At 39.7% G+C, this 23,138-nt stretch carries 23 protein-coding genes; 11 read left to right on the top strand and 12 right to left on the bottom strand.

The annotated features are described in order from the left end of the window. Positions 1-382: 382 nt before the first annotated feature. The 10 genes from PSF09_RS15250 to PSF09_RS15295 all read left to right on the top strand — a co-directional run bounded on the left by PSF09_RS15250 (position 383) and on the right by PSF09_RS15295 (position 8,303). Complete coding sequence (locus PSF09_RS15250; RefSeq protein ID WP_109912401.1) at positions 383-907, top strand: fimbrial protein; 525 nt, start codon at positions 383-385, stop codon at positions 905-907. Positions 908-966: 59 nt separating this feature from the next. Further along, positions 967-1,635: a fimbrial biogenesis chaperone gene (locus PSF09_RS15255; RefSeq protein WP_272666068.1), complete on the top strand. Its 669-nt coding sequence runs from the start codon at positions 967-969 to the stop codon at positions 1,633-1,635. A gap of 26 nt (positions 1,636-1,661) precedes the next feature. Beyond that, positions 1,662-4,172, top strand: coding sequence for a fimbria/pilus outer membrane usher protein (locus tag PSF09_RS15260; protein ID WP_272684101.1), 2,511 nt, complete (start codon positions 1,662-1,664; stop codon positions 4,170-4,172). 13 nt (positions 4,173-4,185) lie between these two features. Then, positions 4,186-5,157 carry a fimbrial protein gene (locus PSF09_RS15265; protein WP_109912399.1) on the top strand — a complete coding sequence of 324 codons (972 nt, stop codon included), beginning with the start codon at positions 4,186-4,188 and terminating at the stop codon, positions 5,155-5,157. 9 nt (positions 5,158-5,166) lie between these two features. After that, the gene (locus PSF09_RS15270; RefSeq protein ID WP_109912398.1) at positions 5,167-5,682 is read left to right on the top strand and encodes a fimbrial protein; all 516 of its coding nucleotides are present in this window, start codon (positions 5,167-5,169) and stop codon (positions 5,680-5,682) included. A gap of 13 nt (positions 5,683-5,695) precedes the next feature. Further along, positions 5,696-6,193, top strand: coding sequence for a fimbrial protein (locus PSF09_RS15275; RefSeq protein WP_272666072.1), 498 nt, complete (start codon positions 5,696-5,698; stop codon positions 6,191-6,193). A gap of 52 nt (positions 6,194-6,245) precedes the next feature. After that, entirely contained in the window at positions 6,246-6,533 is a 288-nt protein-coding gene (locus PSF09_RS15280; protein ID WP_272666074.1) for a helix-turn-helix domain-containing protein, read from the top strand. Next, positions 6,523-7,506: a fimbrial protein gene (locus tag PSF09_RS15285; RefSeq protein ID WP_210840529.1), complete on the top strand. Its 984-nt coding sequence runs from the start codon at positions 6,523-6,525 to the stop codon at positions 7,504-7,506. Before PSF09_RS15280 ends, PSF09_RS15285 begins: the two co-directional genes overlap by 11 nt. A gap of 190 nt (positions 7,507-7,696) precedes the next feature. Next, positions 7,697-7,918, top strand: coding sequence for a helix-turn-helix domain-containing protein (locus PSF09_RS15290; RefSeq protein WP_272684102.1), 222 nt, complete (start codon positions 7,697-7,699; stop codon positions 7,916-7,918). A 97-nt stretch (positions 7,919-8,015) separates the two neighbouring features. After that, complete coding sequence (locus PSF09_RS15295) at positions 8,016-8,303, top strand: helix-turn-helix domain-containing protein (RefSeq protein ID WP_272666080.1); 288 nt, start codon at positions 8,016-8,018, stop codon at positions 8,301-8,303. Positions 8,304-8,378: 75 nt separating this feature from the next. Here the strand turns inward: PSF09_RS15295 and PSF09_RS15300 are convergent, their stop codons facing one another. Then, the gene (locus tag PSF09_RS15300; RefSeq protein ID WP_272684103.1) at positions 8,379-9,263 is read right to left on the bottom strand and encodes a LysR family transcriptional regulator; all 885 of its coding nucleotides are present in this window, start codon (positions 9,261-9,263) and stop codon (positions 8,379-8,381) included. A 183-nt stretch (positions 9,264-9,446) separates the two neighbouring features. Between PSF09_RS15300 and ampC the strand changes: the two genes are divergently transcribed. Next, a complete protein-coding gene (ampC, locus tag PSF09_RS15305; protein WP_272684104.1) occupies positions 9,447-10,589 on the top strand; it encodes a class C beta-lactamase in 1,143 nt (380 codons plus the stop codon). 406 nt (positions 10,590-10,995) lie between these two features. On the opposite strand, the gene hemN is transcribed toward ampC, so the two are convergent. The 11 genes from hemN to pstS all read right to left on the bottom strand — a co-directional run bounded on the left by hemN (position 10,996) and on the right by pstS (position 22,734). Next, the gene (hemN, locus tag PSF09_RS15310; RefSeq protein ID WP_272666088.1) at positions 10,996-12,369 is read right to left on the bottom strand and encodes an oxygen-independent coproporphyrinogen III oxidase; all 1,374 of its coding nucleotides are present in this window, start codon (positions 12,367-12,369) and stop codon (positions 10,996-10,998) included. Positions 12,370-12,701: 332 nt separating this feature from the next. Then, entirely contained in the window at positions 12,702-13,217 is a 516-nt protein-coding gene (gene yihI, locus PSF09_RS15315; protein ID WP_272666090.1) for a Der GTPase-activating protein YihI, read from the bottom strand. A gap of 430 nt (positions 13,218-13,647) precedes the next feature. Continuing rightward, complete coding sequence (locus PSF09_RS15320) at positions 13,648-14,982, bottom strand: NCS2 family permease (protein WP_004266114.1); 1,335 nt, start codon at positions 14,980-14,982, stop codon at positions 13,648-13,650. A gap of 185 nt (positions 14,983-15,167) precedes the next feature. After that, the gene (locus PSF09_RS15325) at positions 15,168-15,920 is read right to left on the bottom strand and encodes an amino acid ABC transporter permease (protein WP_004266115.1); all 753 of its coding nucleotides are present in this window, start codon (positions 15,918-15,920) and stop codon (positions 15,168-15,170) included. Between the two features lies 1 nt (position 15,921). Then, positions 15,922-16,674 (bottom strand): amino acid ABC transporter permease, encoded by a 753-nt coding sequence (locus PSF09_RS15330; protein WP_272666092.1) that lies wholly within the window; start codon positions 16,672-16,674, stop codon positions 15,922-15,924. Between the two features lie 110 nt (positions 16,675-16,784). Next, positions 16,785-17,624 (bottom strand): ABC transporter substrate-binding protein, encoded by an 840-nt coding sequence (locus tag PSF09_RS15335; RefSeq protein WP_219245366.1) that lies wholly within the window; start codon positions 17,622-17,624, stop codon positions 16,785-16,787. Positions 17,625-18,172: 548 nt separating this feature from the next. Further along, on the bottom strand, positions 18,173-18,886 hold the full coding sequence (gene phoU, locus PSF09_RS15340) for a phosphate signaling complex protein PhoU (RefSeq protein WP_036958602.1): 714 nt from the start codon (positions 18,884-18,886) through the stop codon (positions 18,173-18,175). A gap of 13 nt (positions 18,887-18,899) precedes the next feature. After that, positions 18,900-19,676: a phosphate ABC transporter ATP-binding protein PstB gene (gene pstB, locus PSF09_RS15345; RefSeq protein ID WP_004262838.1), complete on the bottom strand. Its 777-nt coding sequence runs from the start codon at positions 19,674-19,676 to the stop codon at positions 18,900-18,902. A 38-nt stretch (positions 19,677-19,714) separates the two neighbouring features. Continuing rightward, on the bottom strand, positions 19,715-20,596 hold the full coding sequence (gene pstA / locus PSF09_RS15350) for a phosphate ABC transporter permease PstA (protein WP_115166380.1): 882 nt from the start codon (positions 20,594-20,596) through the stop codon (positions 19,715-19,717). Position 20,597: 1 nt separating this feature from the next. Then, positions 20,598-21,554, bottom strand: coding sequence for a phosphate ABC transporter permease PstC (pstC, locus tag PSF09_RS15355; protein WP_004262847.1), 957 nt, complete (start codon positions 21,552-21,554; stop codon positions 20,598-20,600). A gap of 130 nt (positions 21,555-21,684) precedes the next feature. Further along, positions 21,685-22,734 carry a phosphate ABC transporter substrate-binding protein PstS gene (gene pstS, locus PSF09_RS15360; RefSeq protein WP_210837204.1) on the bottom strand — a complete coding sequence of 350 codons (1,050 nt, stop codon included), beginning with the start codon at positions 22,732-22,734 and terminating at the stop codon, positions 21,685-21,687. Positions 22,735-23,138: the final 404 nt, after the last annotated feature.

Below are 23,138 nucleotides of genomic sequence, written 5' to 3' on the forward strand. Positions count from 1 at the left end.
TTTACGATAGTACAAATTAAATATTCTCCAAATGTGGTCTGACGTGTCAAAGTCTTATAACCCCAAATAATCACCATATGAGAGACAAATTAAACTTATCTCCCACTTTATAATTATTCTTAGTTTTATATCGTTATTTCACTTTAGTAAAAATCCCACCTAAAAATATATTTACCTTAAGATAAAATAGAGCTTCAATTGCTCTCCCATACAGTGTTAACTTAATTAAAAAAATTAAATACATTAAAATTTAATTATATTTTACCAAATTTGACAAAACTTGTTTATTTTAAAAAATAGTTTCAAAATACTCTCCAATTGAGTAATTGGTGATTCCACCTACTCAATGAAAAATAAATAATTATCTTTTGGAGAAAAACAAATGAAAAAAAACTTACTTGCATCATTAATTGCTGCAACCTCAATCTTTGCTGTTAATAATGCATTAGCCGCAGATGGTACTATCGACTTTACCGGTGAAATCATTGACCAAGCATGTGAATTAGCTGCAGGCTCTGATGCATTAAAAGTAAACTTAGGCCAAGTATCTAAAAAGGCATTACCAACAGCGGGAAGCACTGCTGCTGCAACTAAATTTACTATTAAATTAATTAACTGCCCAGCGACAGTGACAACAGCTTCAGTTAAATTCGATGCTGACTCTTATATTGGTGACGATGAAGTCATTAAATTAAAAGAAGAGACCGGAGTTGCAACAGGTGTAGGTATTCAAATTACTGACGATACTAATAAAGTCGTTCCACTATTTACCGCATCTAAAGCATACCCATTAAAAGAAAATGTAGAGAATAATTTAGATTTTAGAGCGCGTTATATTGCCAAAACTGACTCTGTAACACCGGGTCCAGCCAACGGTACGGCGACTTTCACAATCAATTATAACTAAGTAACAAATAAGGTTTAAACGGAATTGAACCTTATCTAATAACATTCAATGGTGGTATTATGAGATCTATTATCTATATTTTTATTTCGTTATTTCTACTAATAAATACTGCAAACGCAGGCGTTATTATTGGTGGAACTCGTGTTATTTATAATGAGGGAAACAAAGATGTCAGTATCAGTGTAGAAAACCCAGATAAGATCCCTTATTTAATTCAATCCTGGATAGATAATATAGATGAAAAAAAACAGTCAGATTTCACTATAACACCACCATTATTTAGGCTTAATGCTGAAAAAACCAATGCACTTAGAATATTTTTAACCGAAAATAAACTACCGAATGATAGAGAATCATTATTTTGGCTAAATATAAAAACGATTCCAGCAACAGAAAGAACAGAAAATTCACTACAAATTGCCTTTAAAACACAGATGAAACTCATTTATCGTCCCAAAGCTTTAAAGGATGTCAATTTTATTGAAGAGCAAAAAAAATTAGTATGGTCTAAATCTGGGAATAAAATTACGGTTAATAACCCAACACCTTATTTTATGAATTTTCAGAGCATCAGCTTTAACGGAACAAAAGCTAATGATGTTTCTTATGCTGCACCTTTCTCAAACGCAACTTTCGAGATTAATAACTCAAATACCAATGGAACAATTAAATGGGAAGTTATTAATGATTATGGCGCAGCGCCAGAAGCACTCGAAAAGAAAATATAAAACTATAAAATAAGTTGGGCTTTATCATGAAAATAAATAAAATATCTCTAGGCCTACTATTATATTTAGGCTATACCGCATCATTATATGCTGAAGAAAAAATAGAAAAAAATGTCTATTTTGACCCAGATTTCTTAGAGTTGCCGAATAAAGACTCAGTTGATTTATCGCAGTTTGAAAATAACGAACAATTAGCAGGTAACTACTATGTTGATATTTATGTCAATACTAATTTAATTGGTTCTAAAAATCTTAAATTCGAAAAAAATAGCCAGAACCAATTAATTCCGTGTTTATCACTTGCTGACATTAAAGAATTTGGTATCAAAACAGCGGAATACCCTGAATTACAAACGGCAGGAAGTCACTGTGTCAACCTTGCCGCGATCCCTGATGCCACCAGTAACTTTGAGTTTGATTCTCAACGTTTATATTTAAGTATTCCTCAAATCGCATTAGACAGAAACCCAAGGGGTTACGTTGACTTAGCTAATATCGATAATGGGATTAATGCGCTGTTATTAAATTACAGCTATAACGGGTCGAAAAATTATGACCGTAAAAAAAATGGCTCAGATAATACATCCCATTATGTAAATTTAAGGCCCGGTTTAAATATTGGAGCTTGGCGGTTACGGAATTACACCACATGGTCAAGCAATACTGACCAATCTGGTAAATGGGACACCATTTATACCTATGCATCACGTGGCATTAATAGCATCAAAAGTCAGTTAACCTTGGGGGATAGTGTCTCGCCTTCGATGGTTTTTGATAGCGTACCGTTTCGTGGTGCCCAGCTTGCGACAGATGATGATATGTCCCCTGAAAGCTTACGCGGGTATGCACCCGTTGTACGCGGGATAGCGCGTAGCAATGCACAAGTAACGATCCGCCAAAATAGCTACATTATCTACCAAACTGAAGTGGCTGCTGGTCCTTTTGAAATCACAGACTTATACCCAACAGGGGGAAGTGGTGATTTGCATGTCACCATCAAGGAATCCAACGGGAGCGAGCAATACCAAATTGTTCCTTTCGCCTCATTACCTGTATTACAGCGTGAGGGGTATTTTTCTTATAGCGTAACAGGCGGGGAATACCGCGCTTATGACAGTAGCATTGATAAAACAAAATTTGGCCAATTTACCTTAATCTATGGCTTACCTTATGGTATTACCGCTTATGGTGGTAGCCAAGTCAGTGAGCACTACCAATCTTACTCTATCGGTACGGGTCAAAACCTTGGACGGTTTGGTGCATTATCTATTGATGTTACTCATGCAAATTCAACGCTAAGTAATGATGTTACGGAAAAAGGTCAGTCATACCGTTTTCGCTATAACAAAAATATCAACGACATTGGTACTAATATCGCATTGGCAGGTTACCGTTATTCCACTAAAGGTTTCTACAGTTTAGCGGAAGTCTTTGACGGCTATAGAAATACAAATTACGCCCCTGAAATTGAACGCCGCCGTAATCGCGGTGAGATCACTCTCAGTCAAAATTTAGGAGATAACTTTGGTTCAATTTCAGTTGGTTATATCAATGAGGACTACTGGAATAGTGACCGTAAAACACAATCAGCCACCGTGGGTTACAACAATAGTTGGCAAGGCATCAGTTATAGCTTGAATTATATCTATAACAAAAATACCAATAGTTACTCCTATAGCTCCGGTAGTCGTACGAAAAGTGAAGATGATCATCAACTTGCTTTCTCTGTCAGTGTACCGTTTAGCGTGTTTGATAATACTTTCTATTACAACTTTAACAGTAACAGCAGCAGTGATGGCCCAAGCACAGGCAGTATCGGGCTTTCCGCCTCTCAGCTCAATAACCGCCTAAATTGGAGTATGCAACAAGGCTTTACCACTCGAGACCAAGGCACTAGCGGTAATATGAATGCCTCTTATAAAGGGCAATATGGTGAAGTTTCAGGCGGAACTGGCTATAGCAAAGACAGCTATAACCTTTATTACGGTGTTAATGGCAGCTTAGTAGCTCACTCTGGTGGCCTAGTTCTTGGCCAGCAATTAGGCGAAACCGCTGCTATTGTGGAAATCCCTGACGCGGGTGATGTTCCCGTTCTAAACCAAGCTGGGGTGGTAACAAACAACCAAGGTTATGCGCTCGTACCTTATGTCACTGCTTATCGCAAAAATGTGATTGATATCGATACCTCAGGACTACCTGAAAATACAGAAATGGAGTTAACCAGCCAAAGTGTTGCTCCAAGTCGCGGTGCTCTGGTGAAAGCCAACTTTGCAGCGAATGTCGGGTATCGTGCCATCATGATATTAACTTTTACTGATGGTAAACCCGTACCTTTTGGTGCTCAGGCCATATTTAATGACAACCCACAGTTAAATAATATGGTGGGCAATGATGGTGAAATTTATTTATCTGGTTTAGCTGAAAACGGCAGCTTTATTATTCAATATAACGATAAACAACAATGCCGAGTAAATTATAACTTAGCGGGCATATCGAATTATATGGGTTTATATAAAACAGCAGCGGTTTGCCGATAATAAGGAGTAAATAATGAAAAACTTTATTTATAAATCAATATTGCCTGTTAGTTGTATATATTTATACTCAGGATATGCTAATGCTGCTTGTACCTTAAACCCAAATTTAAATAATAAACTAGCTAATATACCGGCCGCAGTTTATAACGTTCAATATGATGATAATACACCTAGAGACTTAGGTTCTCTCAGTGCTAATTTTTCATCTACATCTCAGTGGGTAGCTAGTGATTCGAGCTCTTGTGCTACTTCATACTTAACGGGTAGCTTTATAAATAGCTGGTCACCAAATGCCAATAAAGTTGCCCTATCTAATATTTCTGGTATTGGTATTTCTGTTACAACTGCAGGCATTGGAGCATTTAATGCAACCTGGGATAAAAACAACGCAAATTATAATATATTAACAACGCATTGGAGCATCACAGTAAAAAAACTCGGTTCGGTAACACAAGGTGGCACATTAAGAGCCGGAAATGTTGCAAGGCTAACCGCAACTTACCGTGCGCCAACAAATGTGACTTGGACTTTAACAACCTTAAATATGCCGACCAATGCTATTCGTATCAATGTACTTAGCTGTTCATTAAAGAATAATCAGTCAACCTACAATATTGATATGCAAGATTGGTATGATACACAGTTTCCCAATATAGGCTCAACCAGTACACCGGTTAATATCCCAATTACATTAACTTGTGCAGCTGGCACCAATATTAAAGCGACTGTCACAAGTTCTAAATATGAAGATACTGCGACGGGAAAATTAGGGCTAACAGGAACTAATAGTGCTACTGGTGTCGCAATACAATTATTGGACAAAAATAATAATCCAATCAAATTGAATACCACAAATAACCTGCAAAATAATGTTCCAGCCGGTGATTATATGTTTAATTGGAAAGCTCGCTATATAAAAACGGCAGATAATATCACGCCAGGTACAGCGAATGCCTCCGCTACTGTAAATATCCGCTATGAGTAGGAATAAAAAATGAAAATAACACCTAAAAATTTACTTTTACTTAGTAGCTTAATATTCAGTGGGAACTTATTCGCTGCTAGCACTGTCACGTTGAATTTCACCGGTAATATTAGAGCGGCAACTTGTAATATTACTGGTGGTAATAATATTGATATTGACCTGAAAAGTATTTCAGCTGATGTATTTCGCAATGCGAGCTCTGGCTCTAACTGGAATACATTTAATATTAGTCTCAATAATTGTTCATCTTTTATTAATCAAGTAAAGCTGACATTTACAGGGACGGCGGATACCGCGGATGTAGCAAGTTTATACAAAAATCAAGGCACAGCTAAAAACCTAGCCGTACAACTACAAAATGGTAATGGAACAACTGCTTTAGGTAACCAAAAAATATTACAAGTTCCGACAAATGGGCAAGCGAATATTAATATTCCATTACGCACCCGTGCTTTTAGCTCATTAGGTAATGCCACTCCGGGAACTATTTCCGCCAACATTACGGCAACAATTACCTATTTATAAAAGAGAGAATAATATGAGACATTTTATCCTATTACTATCAATCATGAGCTGCTCTTTAACTGCATTTGGGTTAACTGCAAATATTAAAGTACATGGCGTCGTTATTGCTGCCCCTTGTGAAGTCGAAAAAAATAATTATTTAATTGATTTGAAAAAAATTAATATTTGGAATATCAAAGATACGCAGAAATCTCCGTGGGTTGATTTTTCCGTGAAACTAAAAAATTGCCCTGTCGGCACCACCATCGCTGTAATGAAAATATCAGGTACGCCAGACTCAACAGTAACGGAACATTTTATTAATAATGGTACAGCAAAAAATGTGGCGCTGAATTTAGCCAACACAGTGAATAAAACAACCATTAAAAATGGTGATACGATTACTGCGAATGTTAATACACAAACACGAAATGTTGAAATTCCTCTGTCTGCAAGAGTTTCAGGATATGGAAATGGTATGGTTGCAGGCTCATTTAAAAGCCATTTAGAATTTACATTTACTTATCAATAATTAAATATAATTTCTTATTATAATCACACACACCTTAATAGGAGATAATGATATGCCTAGCCACTACCCTATCTCAAAAATAATTGGCAATAAAATCACTTATTATCGAAAAATGAAAGGAATGACATTAGAGAATTTATCTAAAGTAGTAGGAGTGAGTGAACAACAGCAATCACGATATGAGCGAGGCATTAATCGAATTAATGTTGATAGACTCTATCAATATGCAAAAATATTTGACATTTACCTTATTGATTTTTTTGTCTTTAATAATAAAGAATTAAACGAAATTAAAACATCAAACACTAATTATTTAATCAAGGATGAAAATGAAAAATAAAAATCTACTTTTAATATTTAGTACTATCGTTACATTTTCTGGATATGTACAAGCGGCCTGTATTCAAAACCCGAACTTACGAAATGTTGTGGTTAATGTACCTACGAAAACCTATTCATTGCAATATGACGATACAGGAGCACGAGACCTCGATACTATTCGAGTCAATTTTAAAGGCTCACAAGTCAATACATTTTCAGGCCCAAAAAGTAATGGCCAATGCGGTGATGCCTATTTACATGCTGACTATGTGAATGGGTGGGTACCAAACGGTAATAAAATTGCAGCCAGTAATATACCAGGCATCAGCATTCAAGTAAAAGCTACGGAAATTGGTTTCTTGAACACACGTTATGGGCCACCAACATTAGCTAACCCTGCTGCTTGGGGTATTCCTAACCCATATTGGACTATTACTATCAAAAAAACAGGACAAGTCACACAGGGGGGAAATTTAAAAGCAGGGCATGTGGGAAGACTAACACAACGTAACCCAGCACCACATAACAGTACGTGGAATTTAACATCGCTGAACATTCCAGCGAATGCGATAAAAATAAACGTATTAAAGTGCTCAACAAAAGCGACAAGTTACAATGTTAACTTAGGGACTTGGTACGATACTCAGTTTAAAGCTGTTGGTACGACTAGCAACAGTGTCAATATACCCATTACATTAAGCTGTGCTGCAGGCACTAATCTAAAAGTGACAGTGACAAGTAGTGCTGGGTATGTTGATACTAATACAGGGAAAATTAAATTGTCTGGACAAGGGCAAGCGACCGGAGTCGCCATTCAATTATTAGATAGAAACAGCACCCCAATAAAGCTTAATTCAAAGTTTACTTTGCAAAATAACGTTGCAGGTGGCGACTATATTTTTAATTGGAAAGCTCGATATATTAAAACTGCTAATAATATAACCGCAGGAACTGCAAACTCGACCGCGTCGGTTAACATAAGATATGAATAAATAGCATTCAACATTAATCATAAAAAGATGTTAATTTATTTATAATTTGATTTTTATTGCTAATATTAAAGAATATGAAAGAATAATTGATAAATAGCAAATTTACTATTTTATTAAAATGGTTAAGATAGAGAGGCTATCTTGGAATTTTGTTTAGTTAGAAATGAAAAGTCTAATTATAGGAGTACATATGTCTTATTCAAGATCTCATCTCATAGGAAAGAAAATACTTTATTATCGAAAAATGAAGGGTATTTCAATTAATGAAATATCAAAAGTTATTGGTATCAGCCCACAACAACAATCACGATATGAAAGGGGAATAAATAGACTTACTTTAGATAGACTGTTTCAATATGCAACATATTTTGAGATTGATATTCAATCCTTTTTTCAGTCTCTTGATATTTAATAAATTAAGTAATAATACATAACACTAGAAAATAAATTACATTAATAATATTTAATTATATTCACATTGCAATATTAAATAAGTTAGAGAGAACATTATGAAACGAAAAATATCTAAATCTGTTGGCTTAAAAATTAGGTCATTAAGAGAAAGTCACGGAATGAGTGGTAAAGAATTAAGCATGTTATTAGGTATTAGCCAACAGCACCAATCACGCTATGAAAATGGTGAGGTCAATATTCATGTCGATACCATTTACCAGTTGGCACAAATATTTAATGTTTCACCAACCTATTTCTTTACTACAGCCGTCATAGAAATTAATAGTACAGAGCTCCCTATTAGCAAAAAGAATTATTTCTCGGCTGAAGCTCTGGTATTTTAACTTCTAAATATGAGCATTATATTATGCTAGTAAATTAAATATCGGTGCTATTTCTATTAATAGTATAGCACCGACTTATTGTTCTTTTTTAGACTCATCCACCAACCAATTATGAAATATCGCCATCGCCGGTGTCATGGCTCTCGATTTTAAACGACTTAACCAATATCCACCTAAAGTCACAGAGATATTAAAAGGTTGAATTAATGTTCCAGCACTTAATTCATGGTTGAACATGCAACTTGGCACCAAGGCTACACCGTCGGTTAATAGCGCGGCTTCAACCATCAAACGCGATGAATCAAATACAGGCCCTTTGACGCGCCATGGTTCCACTTCTGCGGCTAAAAACCATTTCTCCCATTCGTCTTTACGATATGAACGCATTAACTGGTGAGATTTTAAATCTAACGGATGTTTCAGCTGGCTCGCCACTTTCTCTGAACAAAGCACAGTATGCGCCGTTGAAAATAGTGAGGTATTTTCTACTAGTGGCCATAGCCCCTCACCGAAACGAATAGCAAAATCAACGCCTTCAGCAGCTAAATTTACTACATTGTTGTGGGTCATAATGCGTAAATCAATATAAGGATATCGTTCAGAGAATTGCGTTAGTCTTGGTAATAACCAACCCACCGCAAATGTACCGACCACTGAAATACTTAAAGCTTCCCGATAATGGCCATCCTCAAATTGCAGTAATAGTGACTCAATTTGATCGAAAGAGCGGCTCAATACAGGTAGCAACGCGAAGCCTTCTTCGGTTAATGCGAGTCCTCGAGGTAAGCGAATGAACAGTTCTAGCCCCAATTGCTCCTCTAACAGCCTAACTTGTTGACTGACAGCGGCCTGAGTGACATTCAATTCTATTCCGGCTCGTGTAAAGCTTAAATGCCGTGCAGAAGCTTCAAATGCCCTAAGTGCATTAAGGGGTAGCCGATGACGATAATTTTCTGCCATAAGATTTTCTTTTACCTCATCGTACTTTATATCGTTTTAAATAATGCTTGAAAGCATGCATACTATTTTTCAACCACGGATTACCCGCTGAAAATCGTATATTAAAGCACTTTTAATTTACAATGAAGTGCTTTCCAGTTCCTGTTAGCAATAACTTAAACTTGTATTTATTGGAATAACTCTATGAAAAATCTTTTTCGTCAGGGGCGAATTTTTGTCGCACTCAGTTTGGCTTTAACCACCCTATCCGCTAATGCATTCACACAAAAGGACGTGGATAATATTATTAAACCGCTAATGGAAGAGAAGCAGATCCCAGGCATGTCTGTAGCAATCTCAGTTGATGGAAAACACTATATTTATCATTATGGTGTACAATCTAAGCAAGACTCAGTACCTGTCAGTGACGAGACTTTATTTGAGATTGGCTCTTTATCTAAAACGTTTACTGCCACACTCGCAGCCTATGCACAAAACCAAGGAAAACTCGATTTTTCGCAAAAGGTAAGCCACTATCTTCCTGAATTAAAAGGTTCTGCTTTCGACCAAGTGACAATAATGAACCTCGCTACTCATACTTCAGGTTTATCGTTATTTGTACCCGATACCATTACCAATTCAGCAGAATTAACCCGTTATTACCAACAATGGAAACCAGAAAAAGCCATTGGGCAATATCGTTCTTATTCAAATCTCGGCATTGGGTTATTAGGCGTCATTACGGCTAAACAACTCAAAATGCCATTTGAACAAGCAATGGAAAAATTAATGTTGCCCGCTCTTGGGCTAAAACACACCTATATTCATGTGCCTAAAAACCAACAGAAAAATTATGCTCAAGGTTATAATAAGAAAGATCAGCCCGTTCGTGTGACACCGCAAATTTTAGATGCTGAATCTTATGGTTTAAAATCGAATGCTAAGGATTTAATTCGTTTCTTAGATATTAATATGCAAATGACAAAAGTTGCAAAACCGTGGCAAGAAGCAGTAGAAGATACGCACACTGGGTTCTATCTAACTGACTCTTTTGTACAAGATATGATGTGGGAAAGTTATTCATTGCCCGTATCCCTCTCTCATCTACAACAGGGTAACCGAGACGAAATGGCGCTTGAGCCGCAAAAGGTTGACGCTATTCAACCCGTAATGCCACCAGAAAACCGTGCTTTTTATAACAAAACAGGTTCAACCAATGGTTTTGCAACCTATGCGGCGTTTATTCCTGAAGACCGAATCGCGGTGGTGATTTTGTCCAACAAATGGTATCCAATCCCTGACCGCATTACCGCGACTTATCAATTAATTGAAAAAATTAATGAATAGATTTCTGACTAAGATTAGATGTTCTATATAGTTCGTGTTGCCGCTAGGCGTTGAAATGAAGACAGCGCGGGGAGCATACATTAAGTATGTGACCCGTGTGGCGGAATGAAAACAACAACGCGACAGGACGAAATATGACAAAGATTAGATGCTCTAAATAGTTCGTTCTGTCGCTAGGCGTCGAAATGAAGGCAGCGCGGGGAGCATACACTAAGTATGTGACCCCGTGTGGCTGATTGAAGACAACAACGTGGCAGCACGAGATATGACAAAGATTAGATGCTCTAAATAGTTCGTTCTGTCGCTAGGCGTCGAAATGAAGACCGCGCGGGGAGCATACACTAAGTATGTGACCCGTGTGGCTGAATGAAGACAACAACGCGACAGGACGAAATATGAAGAGCATTTAGATGACGCGGGAAAACTGCCGCTGCCTCATCTGACTACGCAAATACACATCAAAACACATACAAATATTACGAATAAGTAAACGTCCTTGTGGTGTCACTTTAATACCTTTGTCTGTTATTTCGACCAGCCCATCTTCTGCCATTGGTTTCAATAGTTCTAAATCTTCTTTAAAATAAAATTTAAAATCAATTGGATAGATTGCTTCAATTTGGGCAAAATCCAATTGGAAGTTACAGATTAAGGTTTTGATGACATCACGGCGTAGACAATCATCATCGGTTAAGGCGAGTCCACGCCACAGCGCATGACCTTGCTCTTCAACTTGCGCATAATAAGTTTTCAAATCTTTCTGATTTTGTGCGTAGTTATCGCCTAACATACTGATCGCAGAAACCCCTAACCCCAGTAAATCACAATCTCCTTGGGTGGTATAACCTTGAAAATTACGGTGCAGAATGCCTTCCCGTTGTGCCACGGCAAGTTCATCCTCAGGGCGAGCAAAGTGGTCCATACCAATAAATTGATAGCCATCTCTGGTGAGAGTCGCAATTGTGTCTTGCAGAATATCGAGTTTTTGCTCCGCACTTGGTAAATCAGCGTCTTTAATTTTACGCTGCGCCGCAAATAAACTAGGTAAGTGTGCATAATTGAACACGCTTAAGCGATCTGGTGATAATTCAGCCACTTTCTTTAGGGTAAATGCAAAACTTTCAGGTGTTTGTTTAGGTAAACCATAAATCAAATCAATACTTGTCGAGGTAAAACCCATCTCTTTGGCGCGTTTAATTAGCGCAAAAATAAAATCTTCGTCCTGTTCTCGGTTAACCAGTTCCTGAACTTCTTTATTAAAATCCTGCACTCCCATGCTTAGGCGATTAAACCCTTCATGGCGCAAATGGTCTATCATATCCAGTTCAATTTCACGCGGGTCGACTTCAATCGACATTTCCACGTCATCTGCAAAATTAAAGTGTTTTTTCAATAAACCAACCAAATGGCTGACTTGAGCTTTATCGAGATAAGTTGGAGTTCCACCGCCCCAATGCATTTGCGTCACGATGCGGTTTTTTAATAACGCTGCGCGCTGAATAATTTCCTTTTCAATTACTTGAAGATATTCATCGGCTTTATGTTTTTGGCGTGTCACTAGTTTATTACAGCCACAGAAATAACAAAGTTTATGGCAAAAAGGAATATGAACATAGAGCGATAAAGGGCGATCAGGATAACGCTGCGTTGCTTGAACAAACGCATTCTCATCATACTCTTGATTAAATTCCAAGGCGGTGGGATACGAAGTATAACGTGGCCCTGAATAATTGTATTTTTGAATGAGAGAAAGATCCCAAACAATATTTTGCTCTGACATAACATTCCTCAATTGACCAAAAGCTCAAACTATAACGATGACTTCACTCTATTTAATTTGTTATTCGATAAGAGTGAAAATTTTATAACCTGCATAAGCATTATAGACTCTAAATATTTCGAGTTGCAGCTAGGCGACAAGTGAATGAGTCGCTAGGAGTATACATAAGTATATGACTAGTGCGAATGAACATAGTCAACAACGCTGCAGCTTTATATATGACGAGTATAAATATGTTAGAGAGAAGAGACTTGATGCAACATCAAAGAAAAGTGAGTTAGCGAAAAAAATAGCCAAACCCCCCGCTAGCGCGAGGGATCTTTTAAACGAAATTATTTACTTTTTAAGATGCGCATAATGTCATCAAGTTTTTCTTCGTCTTCTTCCTCTTCTTCTTCGCTATATTCAATACCGAGAATATTCATCAGCTCATCGATACGATCTAAACAAGTATCAACATATTCTTGTTCTTGCGCCGTGATGGTTTCGCCATCTTCTAGGCGTGCCAAAATGCCATCTAAACGGTCATCGCTTTCCAGCATTTCAAGCTCTTTTTCTGGCGCCAGTTTTTCTTTAACCGCTGGCTGTTTTTTCTCAACCACAGGTTTCGTGACCTGTTTTTCATCCACAACTAAAGGCACTGGCTTTTTGCTGCCTAAACGGGGGTCGGTTGAAGCGTTTTGCCCACCGTTTTGCTTATTAGAAGCCTGTTCTACATAACGGCTGCCAGACTTATGACCGCGATGTTTTTTCTCACGCTTACGCTCACGGCCTTCCGCATTTATCTCTTCTTTTGTTTTACGGTATTTTTTCTTTGGCTTCGCAGCCGTTTTTTTTGGTGCATTCATGGTCTGATACCTTGATAAAGTCAGTTTCTGCTGCGAAATCTAGCAGGATCCCATAAAGGGGGAAAGCACTAGTTTGCAATTTCAGCGGATTTTTTATTCCACCCTGCCTTCGCAACAGTACTTTAATGATTATACCTTAAATAATTTGTGTTGCATGCAAGCAACAAAAAGGAAGAGCCATATGAGGGGGTATTAATCTTCTAAATAGCTTTACCTACAGAAAATGATCACTTAGTTGCCTAAACGTTCTAATGCTCTAAATAGCTGTATCGTCTGAGGACAGAAAATAGAGAGTCATCTTGAGCAATATTCTAAATAATTCAAGTTGTGGCTAGGCGCCAGACGAGGTTATCTCGGGGAGCATACACAAGTATGTGACCCGAGTAACCAAGTGTAGGCAACAACGCCACAGCTTGAAATATGACGAATATTAGGCGTCGACTAGAATCATTTTGAGTAGGAACATCGCCGCGACTAAAATCACACACAGACCCAGATCACGCCAGCGTCCGGTACCAATTTTCATTGCACAGTAAGCAATAAAACCCAACGCAATACCTTCAGTAATCGAGAAACTAAATGGCATCATCACTGCGGTAATAAATGCGGGTACAGACTCAGTTAAGTCATCCCATTTCACGCGCGTTAGGCTTGAAGTCATCAGCACGCCCACGTAAATCAAGGCCCCTGCAGTTGCATAAGCTGGCACCATGCCTGCAAGAGGTGAGATAAACATAGTCAATAGGAATAAAACACCAACGACAATCGCGGTTAAACCTGTACGCCCACCAACAGAAACACCTGAAGAACTTTCAATATATGCAGTAACTGAAGACGTTCCCATCGCTGAACCTGCGACAGAACTCAAGCTGTCTACATATAAAGCTTGTTTCATTCGAGGGAAAGTCCCGCGTTCATTGGTGATACCCGCTTTGTCAGTCACCCCAATCATGGTACCTGATGAGTCAAACAAATTGACTAACATGAAGGCAAAAATCACACCGGACAACGCTAAATCTAAAGAGCCAGAGAAATCAACCTGCCCCACGACACTCGTGATACTTGGCGGCATTGAGAATATCCCAGAATATTTTACATCCCCCAGAGCTAGGCCAATCAAGGTGGTCACCGCAATAGAAACTAATACCGCGGCATGAATATTACGTGCCGCTAAGATTGCAATAATAAAGAATCCGAGAGCTCCCAGCCAAACATTATGGTGAGTCAAGTTACCGATAGAGACTAACGTGTCTGGGTTAGCCACAATAATGCCGGAGTTTTTCAGCCCCATCATCGCAATAAATAGGCCGATACCACTGGTGATCCCGACACGAAGACTCAAAGGAATATTGGCGATAATCCAATAACGTATGCGGAATAGTGTCAGAATAAATAAGCCGACAGCCCCCCAAAATACGGCGCCCATAGCGACTTCCCATGAATACCCCATCGCCCCTACAACAACAAAAGCAAAAAAGGCATTCAAGCCCATCGCAGGTGCAACAGCAATCGGTAAATTTGCCAGTAGCCCCATTAAAATGCTACCAATTGCCGCAATCAAACAGGTGGTAACAAACACGGCTTTGATGTCCATGCCTGCAACTGAGAGTATTTGAGGGTTAACAAAGACGATATATACCATCGTCAGGAAGGTCGTGAAGCCTGCAACAACTTCTGTCCGTGCTGTCGTGCCGTGCTCTTGCAATTTAAAAACACGCTGAAACAAGCCCTGCGGTTGTGCCGAGCTAGAAGATTGATTACTCATTAGATATTGCGCCCAAAAAAAGTTTTTTTCGCCCTATACTACAATTAAAAATCACAAAAGAAAACGATTGCGTAAACTATAAGGGGCAAAAATGTCCTAACTAACTGATACGCCAAGATGAAATAATAATAAAAACCAAAATAGTGGAGTGAAAAAATGGTGGGTATTTCACCACCACTTTTGATTTAGGAAAGTGCTAACAATTTTTGTCGACGCCAAAACAACAAACGATGTTTCGCAGCCAGTTTCTGGGGTTGATGCTGTGCACTGAGCTTTTTCGCCACTCTATTCGCAATAATTTCTACTGCAAAACACATCACAAAATAAATAAATGCAACGAATAAGAAAACTTCGAGAGGATAGACCATTTCACGGTTGTTCACTTGGGTTGCTAAGAAAGAAAGCTCCGCAACACCAACAACATAGGCTAATGAGGTATCTTTAATTAATGCTACCCACTGGTTAATAAATGACGGCACCATCATACGTAAGGCTTGTGGTAACACGATATTCCATAATACCTGCCAGCGGCTAAACCCCAAGGATAAACCTGCCTGCCACTGCCCTGCTCCTATTGCTAAAATGCCCGCTTTCACAGCATGAGCCAAATATGCGGAGGTAATCAATGCCAATGCACATACTACCGTTGCAATACCCGGAATTTCCATACCCAATAAGATTGGCAGCAGGAAATAGGTCCAAAAAATCAACATAATGACAGGAATTGCACGAAAAAAACCTAAAACTGCAGCGAATAGGTTAACCCAGAAGCCTCGCAGCATGGCTAAGGCTATTCCGCCCAATGTCCCTAGTACAATGGAAGCCGCACCGGCAAGTAAGCTAATGACTAGCGTCAGCGCTGCGCCTTCAAGCGGTCCATCAGGGAAAGTACCGAATAATAAATATTGCCAGTTCTGCTCAATAACTGAAAAATCCATCTTATACCCCCTGAGCCAAATTACGCTGCTGGCGCCACTGGCCCCAGCCCTCCATTACCGCAATAATGGCAATATACAATACCGTCGCCACCCCAAAGGCAGTAAAGGTTTGCAGTGTCTGGCTATCAACCTGGCGGGAGACATAAGACAGTTCTGCGACACCGATTGCCATCGTTAACGATGAGTTTTTCACCACATTCATATATTGGCCCAGTAACGGAGGCATGGCGATTTTAACGGCTTGCGGTAATACCACCAATTTCATGGCCTGCCACGACGTTAATCCTAAAGCAAACGCGGCATATTTTTGCCCTTGACGAACACCACGGATCCCAGCGCGAATTTCTTCAGCAATAAAAGGAACGGTATACAGGGTCAAACCAATAAAACCTGCTAAGAATTCAAATGATGGCCAACCCACGGTTATTCCAAGTAAATGGATTTCATGGGGAGTATTTAGCCATTCCATTGCCGCAGAGGGTAAAATCTCACCGGAAGCAAAATACCAAAAGAATAACTGCACCAACAAAGGCGTATTTCTAAAAATAGAGATGTAGATGCCCACGACCCAACGCACAGGAGTAATTTGACTATCCTTTGCTGATGCAACTATAAAACCCAATGCAGTGGCTGCAACAATGGTACAAATCGAGATCCAAACGGTGATCAAAAAACCGTAGCCAAACCATTCTAGATACTCGGGTGCCAATAAATGGGCAGACCAAAAATCACCACTCAAAAATTTTTCAAACATTGTTCACGACCTATTGCCTTCACAGCCTGTGATTAAAAACACATCCCTTATAACCAAGAACCCCGCACAGAGTGCAGGGCTTCATATCACTGAGTATTTACCGCTACCCGTTAAGACTGAGGCTGTTGCTCACTCAGTGGCGCAAATTTAAAGTCCCCACGTGGCTGTGCAGCTTTAGTATCTGGCCCAAACCAACGGTTATAAATTACCTCGGCTTTACCGTCTTTTTCCAGTTTCAACAATGTTTCGTTGACGTTTTCAACTAAACGGGTTTCGCCTTTGCTTGCCGCCAATGCTTGGTACTCTTTGGTTAGGCTAAATGGGGAAATTTCGAAATCAACTTTAACTTTCTCAGGTAAATTTCCTAACAAGCCAACCAGTTTTGCATCATCTTGAGTGATAGCTTGGACGTTGCCATTACGCAGTGCAGCGAATGCTTGCGGGGTATCGTCATAAGAAATCACCTTTGTATCAGGGAAACGTTCACGTAAAGTCACTTCCTGCACAGTGCCTTTATCTGCACCAATACGTAGTGGTTTGATATCGTCAGGCGTTTTTAATACGCCTTTACGGGCAATAAATTTTTGGCCTGTCGCAAAATCAGGGATAGAAAAATCAACTTGTTTTGCGCGTTCATCTGTAATGGTGAAATTAGCGCCAATCAGGTCAACTTTGCCCGAAGTCAGAAGTGGGATACGGTTTGCTGGGTTAGTGGGACGAAGCTCAAGTTTTACCCCTAAGCTATCTGCAATTTCTTGTGCGATATCCACATCATAACCCGCTAATTTTTTAGTTTGTGGGTCAATAAAACCAAATGGTGGATTACTATCAAACACAGAAATACGGATCACACCCGCTTGTTTGATATCATCTAATTTATCTGCGCTAGCGACATTCGCTGTCAGCGCTAAACCTGTAAGTAAAACAGTCGTTAGAATACGAGCTTTCATTGAACACCCCTGACGGTAAATTTTTGTAAATCGACCATCACACGCTATCAACTATTGCTTAGCACTTGAAATAATATTAAATAATATATTTATAACTAAATGGAATATTGATAAAAACAAAAAAGGGCCACCTTAATAACAAAGTGCCCCAAACATGGTTAAACCATCAATAGACTCTTATCGAGCAAGAAGAAAGTCGGTAGAAGAACGTGTTAGTGTATTCATCATAATAAACAGATCATCGAATGAATTAACCTCATACATTAATACTCTAAATAGTTCGTGTTGTGGCTAGGCGGCAAGCAAGGATATCTCGGGGAGCATACATCAGTATGTGACCCGAGTAGCCGAGTTCAAATATCAGAACTACAGCTTGAAGTATGACGAGTATTTAATACATTAACCTCATACATTAATACTCTAAATAGTTCGTGTTGTGGCTAGGCGGCAAGCAAGGATATCTCGGGGAGCATACATCAGTATGTGACCCGAGTAGCCGAGCGAAGCCAACACCGCCACAGCACGAAATATGACGAGTATTCGAGTAATTATTTATTCGTCAACATCTTCTCAAGACTATCTCCCCCCACATGACGGAAATCCTGCCCCTTCACATAGTAGAAAATAAACTCGCAGATATTTTGGCAACGGTCACCAATGCGCTCAATTGAACGAGCACAGAACAGTGCTGTTAATACACTTGGGATCGTCCGCGGGTCTTCCATCATATAAGTCATCAATTGGCGTACGATGCCCTCATACTCTTGGTCAACTTTCTCATCTTCACGGTAGATACGAATCGCTTCTTCAAGATCCATTCGAGCAAACGCATCTAATACATCATGTAGCATTTGTACTGTATGACGGCCTAATGATTCCAAACTCACTAGCAAGGGCTGGTGTTGATGAGAAAATTTTTCCAATGCAGTTTGACAGATTTTGTCCGCAACATCACCGATTCTTTCCAGCTCAGCAATCGTTTTTGAAATCGCCATAATGAGGCGCAAATCACTCGCTGTTGGTTGACGCTTCGCAATGATTTTAACGCATTCTTCATCAATGGCCACTTCCATCATATTGACTTTATGGTCATTTTCGATAACTTCACGTGCTAGGGCTTCATCCTGATTATGCATGGCCGTAATGGCTTTGGTAAGCTGCTCTTCGACCAGTCCTCCCATCGTCATCAATTCAGTATGGATATGTTCCAGTTCAGCATTGAACTGCCCCGATATATGTTTGTTGTGATTCAGCGTATCCATCGTCGGCTCCATATCAACCGTAGCGGCCAGTAATATAATCTTCAGTTTGCTTCATTTCTGGGGTAGTAAACATTTTGTCGGTATGGTTAAACTCGACTAACTCCCCTAAATACATGAAAGCCGTATAGTCAGAACAGCGTGCTGCTTGTTGCATATTGTGGGTAACAATCACCACGGTGTATTCTGATTTTAATTCACTAATCAGTTCTTCAATTCGACCAGTTGAAATAGGGTCTAGAGCGGAACAGGGTTCATCTAGCAATAAAACCTCAGGCCGAATAGCAATACCACGAGCAATACAGAGACGCTGTTGCTGGCCACCCGACAAGCTATAACCACTTTGGTGTAACTTATCTTTGGTTTCATTCCATAATGCCGCCTTTGTTAACGCCCACTGCACGCGCTCATCCATTTCCACACGGGATAACTTCTCAAATAAACGCACACCAAATGCAATGTTGTCATAAATAGACATCGGGAATGGTGTTGGTTTTTGGAAAACCATTCCGACTTTCGCACGCAATAACGCAATATCTTGCTTATCAGTCAGGATGTTTTGGCCATCCAGTAAAATTTCACCTTCTGCGCGCTGCTCGCCATACAATTCATACATTTTATTGAAAGTGCGTAATAACGTCGATTTACCACAGCCTGATGGGCCGATAAATGCAGTCACTTTATTTTTTTCAATGTCTAAAGAGATATTTTTCAGTGCGTGAAACTTGCCATAATAGAAATTGAGGTCACGTACTTTAATTTTACTATTTGCAATATCGTTTGCATTAATCATGGTTTGCTTTTCTCTCTAAATCTTTATTTATCTGGCGCTTAGTGTTTTTTCTGTGCGAACACAACACGTGCAATGATGTTAATCAGCAGGACACATAGGGTAATTAACAGAACCCCAGCCCATGCAAGCTCTTGCCATTCAGAGAATGGGCTCATTGCAAATTTGAAGATTGTCACTGGTAAGTTGGCAATTGGCTCGCTCATATCTGTACTCCAGAACTGATTTGACAGTGAAGTAAACAGAAGTGGTGCGGTTTCCCCTGCAATACGCGCAATTGCAAGCAAGATCCCAGTGATAATCCCTGACACAGACGCTTTTAGCGTAATAGATAAAATCATTTTCCATTTTGGTGTGCCAAGTGCATAAGCGGCCTCACGCAAGCTATCCGGAACTAATTTCAACATATTTTCAGTAGTTCGGATAACAATTGGAATTTGCAGCAATGCAAGTGCTACGACCCCAGCCCAACCCGAGAAGTGCTGCATTTGAGCAACCACAATGGTGTACACAAACAACCCTACAACGATAGACGGAGCTGATAATAAAATGTCATTAATAAAGCGGGTGACTGAAGCTAACCATGACTTACGGCCATATTCTGCTAAATAAATTCCCGCTAAAATCCCTAAAGGCGTACCGATAACTGTCGCCCATAAGATTAATAAACCGCTGCCTACGATGGCATTTGCCAACCCGCCACCTTCCGTATTAGGTGGTGGAGTCATTTCAGTAAACAGATTGAGGGACATGCCATCAATCCCTTTAGTGACTGTAGAAAACAAAATCCACACTAACCAGAACAAACCGAAAGCCATCGTTAACATTGAGATAAATAGAGCCATTCTGTTAACTTGGCGACGCCACGCTTGACGACGAGCTCGCTCTTTTTCATTCACTGCGATAGGTTGAGATATCGACATTTTAACGGCCCTCATTTTTCGCAAGACGCATGACCATTAACTTGGAAATTGCTAACACAATAAAAGTGATAACAAACAGGATTAGTCCAAGTTCCATCAAGGCCGAGGTATGTAAGCCGCTCTCCGCTTCCGCAAATTCATTTGCCAGTGCCGAGGTGATACTGTTTCCAGGCATAAACAGTGATGCGCTATCAAGTTGGTAAGTATTACCAATCACGAAAGTAACCGCCATGGTTTCACCCAATGCACGGCCAAGACCTAACATCACTCCACCGATTACCCCATTGCGGGTATACGGCAGCACGATATTCCAAATCACTTCCCATGTCGTACAGCCAATCCCATAGGCTGACTCTTTCATCATCACAGGAGTTTGTTCAAATACATCGCGCATCACTGATGCAATATAAGGAATAATCATAATCGCGAGGATAATCCCTGCGGCTAAAATACCGATTCCGAATGCGGGCCCTGAAAATAGTTCACCGACAATCGGTACACTCGACATCACATTACCAACTGGTTCTTGGAAATACTCTGCAAACAGAGGTGCAAAGACAAATAACCCCCACATCCCATAAACGATACTTGGGATAGCAGCAAGGAGTTCAATCGCGATACCAAGAGGACGTTTTAGCCAATTGGGAGCCAGCTCGGTTAGGAATAGTGCTATACCAAAACTAACGGGTACTGCGATAATCAGAGCAATTAACGATGTAACGATAGTGCCATAAATAGGCACAAGAGCACCGAATTCTTCCGCCGGAGCATCCCACTCTTTGGTCCACAAAAACGAAAACCCAAACTTCTGCATACTTGGCCAAGATGCAAAAATAAGGGAAATAATAATGCCTCCGAGCATTAACAAAGTGATGAGCGCGGCAATCTTTACCAGTGCACTAAAAATCACATCACCTGATTTGCTGGGAGCTCTAAATGCCGTTGTTTTCTCGGCCATGCGCTTTGTTCTCATTTCATTCCTGCTCTTTTCTACAGGATTGCGTTACAACGATGAGCGGGTAAGCTCTGTTCCTCAGCACTTACCCGCCATTTCCAACCCTAAGTGCACTTAGAAAACCTAAGTTCACCTAGAATAATGCTTTACCTTGGCTATCTTTAACTTCTGTTTTCCATGCCGCACGTACTGCCGTCACTACTTCTTGAGGTAAAATTGCGTAATCTAATGCTTCCGCTTGTTTACCACCTTTATCATAAGCCCAGTTGAAGAAGTCTAGAACCGCTTTGCCTTTTTCCGCATTCGCTTGCTGCTTGTGAACTAAGATGAATGTGGTTGAAGTAATCGGCCATGCATTCGCACCATCACGGTTTGTTAAATCTTGAGCAAAAGATTTAGACCAGTCCACTTTCTTCGCTGCTGCGCTGAAACTTTCACCCGTTGGTGAAACCGCTTCGCCGTCCGCGGAGATTAATTTAGTATACGCAAGGTTGTTCTGTTTTGCGTATGCATATTCAACATAACCGATAGAACCAGGCAAGCGTTGTACGAAAGCGGCTACGCCGTCATTACCTTTACCGCCAACACTGTTACTATCACCTGGCCAGTTAACTGTTGAACCGACCCCAACACCTGATTTCCAGCTTGCGCTCACTTTAGCGAGGTAGCTAGTAAATACGAATGTTGTACCGGAACCGTCAGAACGTCTTACAACTGCGATACCTTGGTCAGGTAAGTTAATGTTAGGGTTTAATTTAGCAATCGCTGGGTCATTCCATTTTTTAATTTTACCTAAGTAGATATCACCTAGTGTGTTACCGTCTAAGGTTAATTGCCCTGATTCGATGCCTTTTATATTCACTGCCAGTACCACACCACCGATAACAGTAGGGAACTGGAACAAGCCATCTTCTTTGAGTTTTTCATCAGTTAATGGGGCGTCAGATGCTCCGAAATCAACTGTTTTTGCATTAATTTGTTTGACACCACCAGAAGAGCCAATCCCCTGATAGTTTACTTTATTACCTGTTTCTTTCTGATAAGAGTCTGCCCACTTCGCATAAACAGGAGCAGGAAAGGTCGCGCCAGCTCCGGTCAGGCTGGTAGCAGCAAAAGAAGACATTGCAGTCAGAGATAAAGTTGCTGCCATTACGCTTGCTAAGGTGGTACGCGTCATTTTCATAATCCCTCCGGGGATGTATAGAAACAATCAAGTATAAAATTGTTGGGTGTATGTCACGGTAGGAAAAATAGGACAATTTAGTTACGACAACATGTCGTTTTTATGACAGTTTTATGACAATTGATTATTTTTTCATTGAGGAGGAAGTAAAAATTAAGAAAAATATAATTTTAAATCTTAAAATTCAAACAATTAAAAATTTATAGTTCCAAAGCTGACGTCAAAAAGAAAAATGACAGACTGTCATAAAAGCGAAAAATATTTTTATCCTGCAACTATAAAGTAATACTCAAAACAATTTGGTTGCAGCCAACAACGCTGCGGCGCAAAGTGTGAAGAGTAAAAGGATAGCTCTAAATAGTTCAAGTTGTAGGTAAGTGCAAAAAAGAGAGCATCTTTTCCTA

It is taken from the genome of Providencia sp. PROV141, from assembly GCF_028481645.1.
In the GTDB taxonomy this organism is placed as follows: domain Bacteria; phylum Pseudomonadota; class Gammaproteobacteria; order Enterobacterales; family Enterobacteriaceae; genus Providencia; species Providencia rettgeri.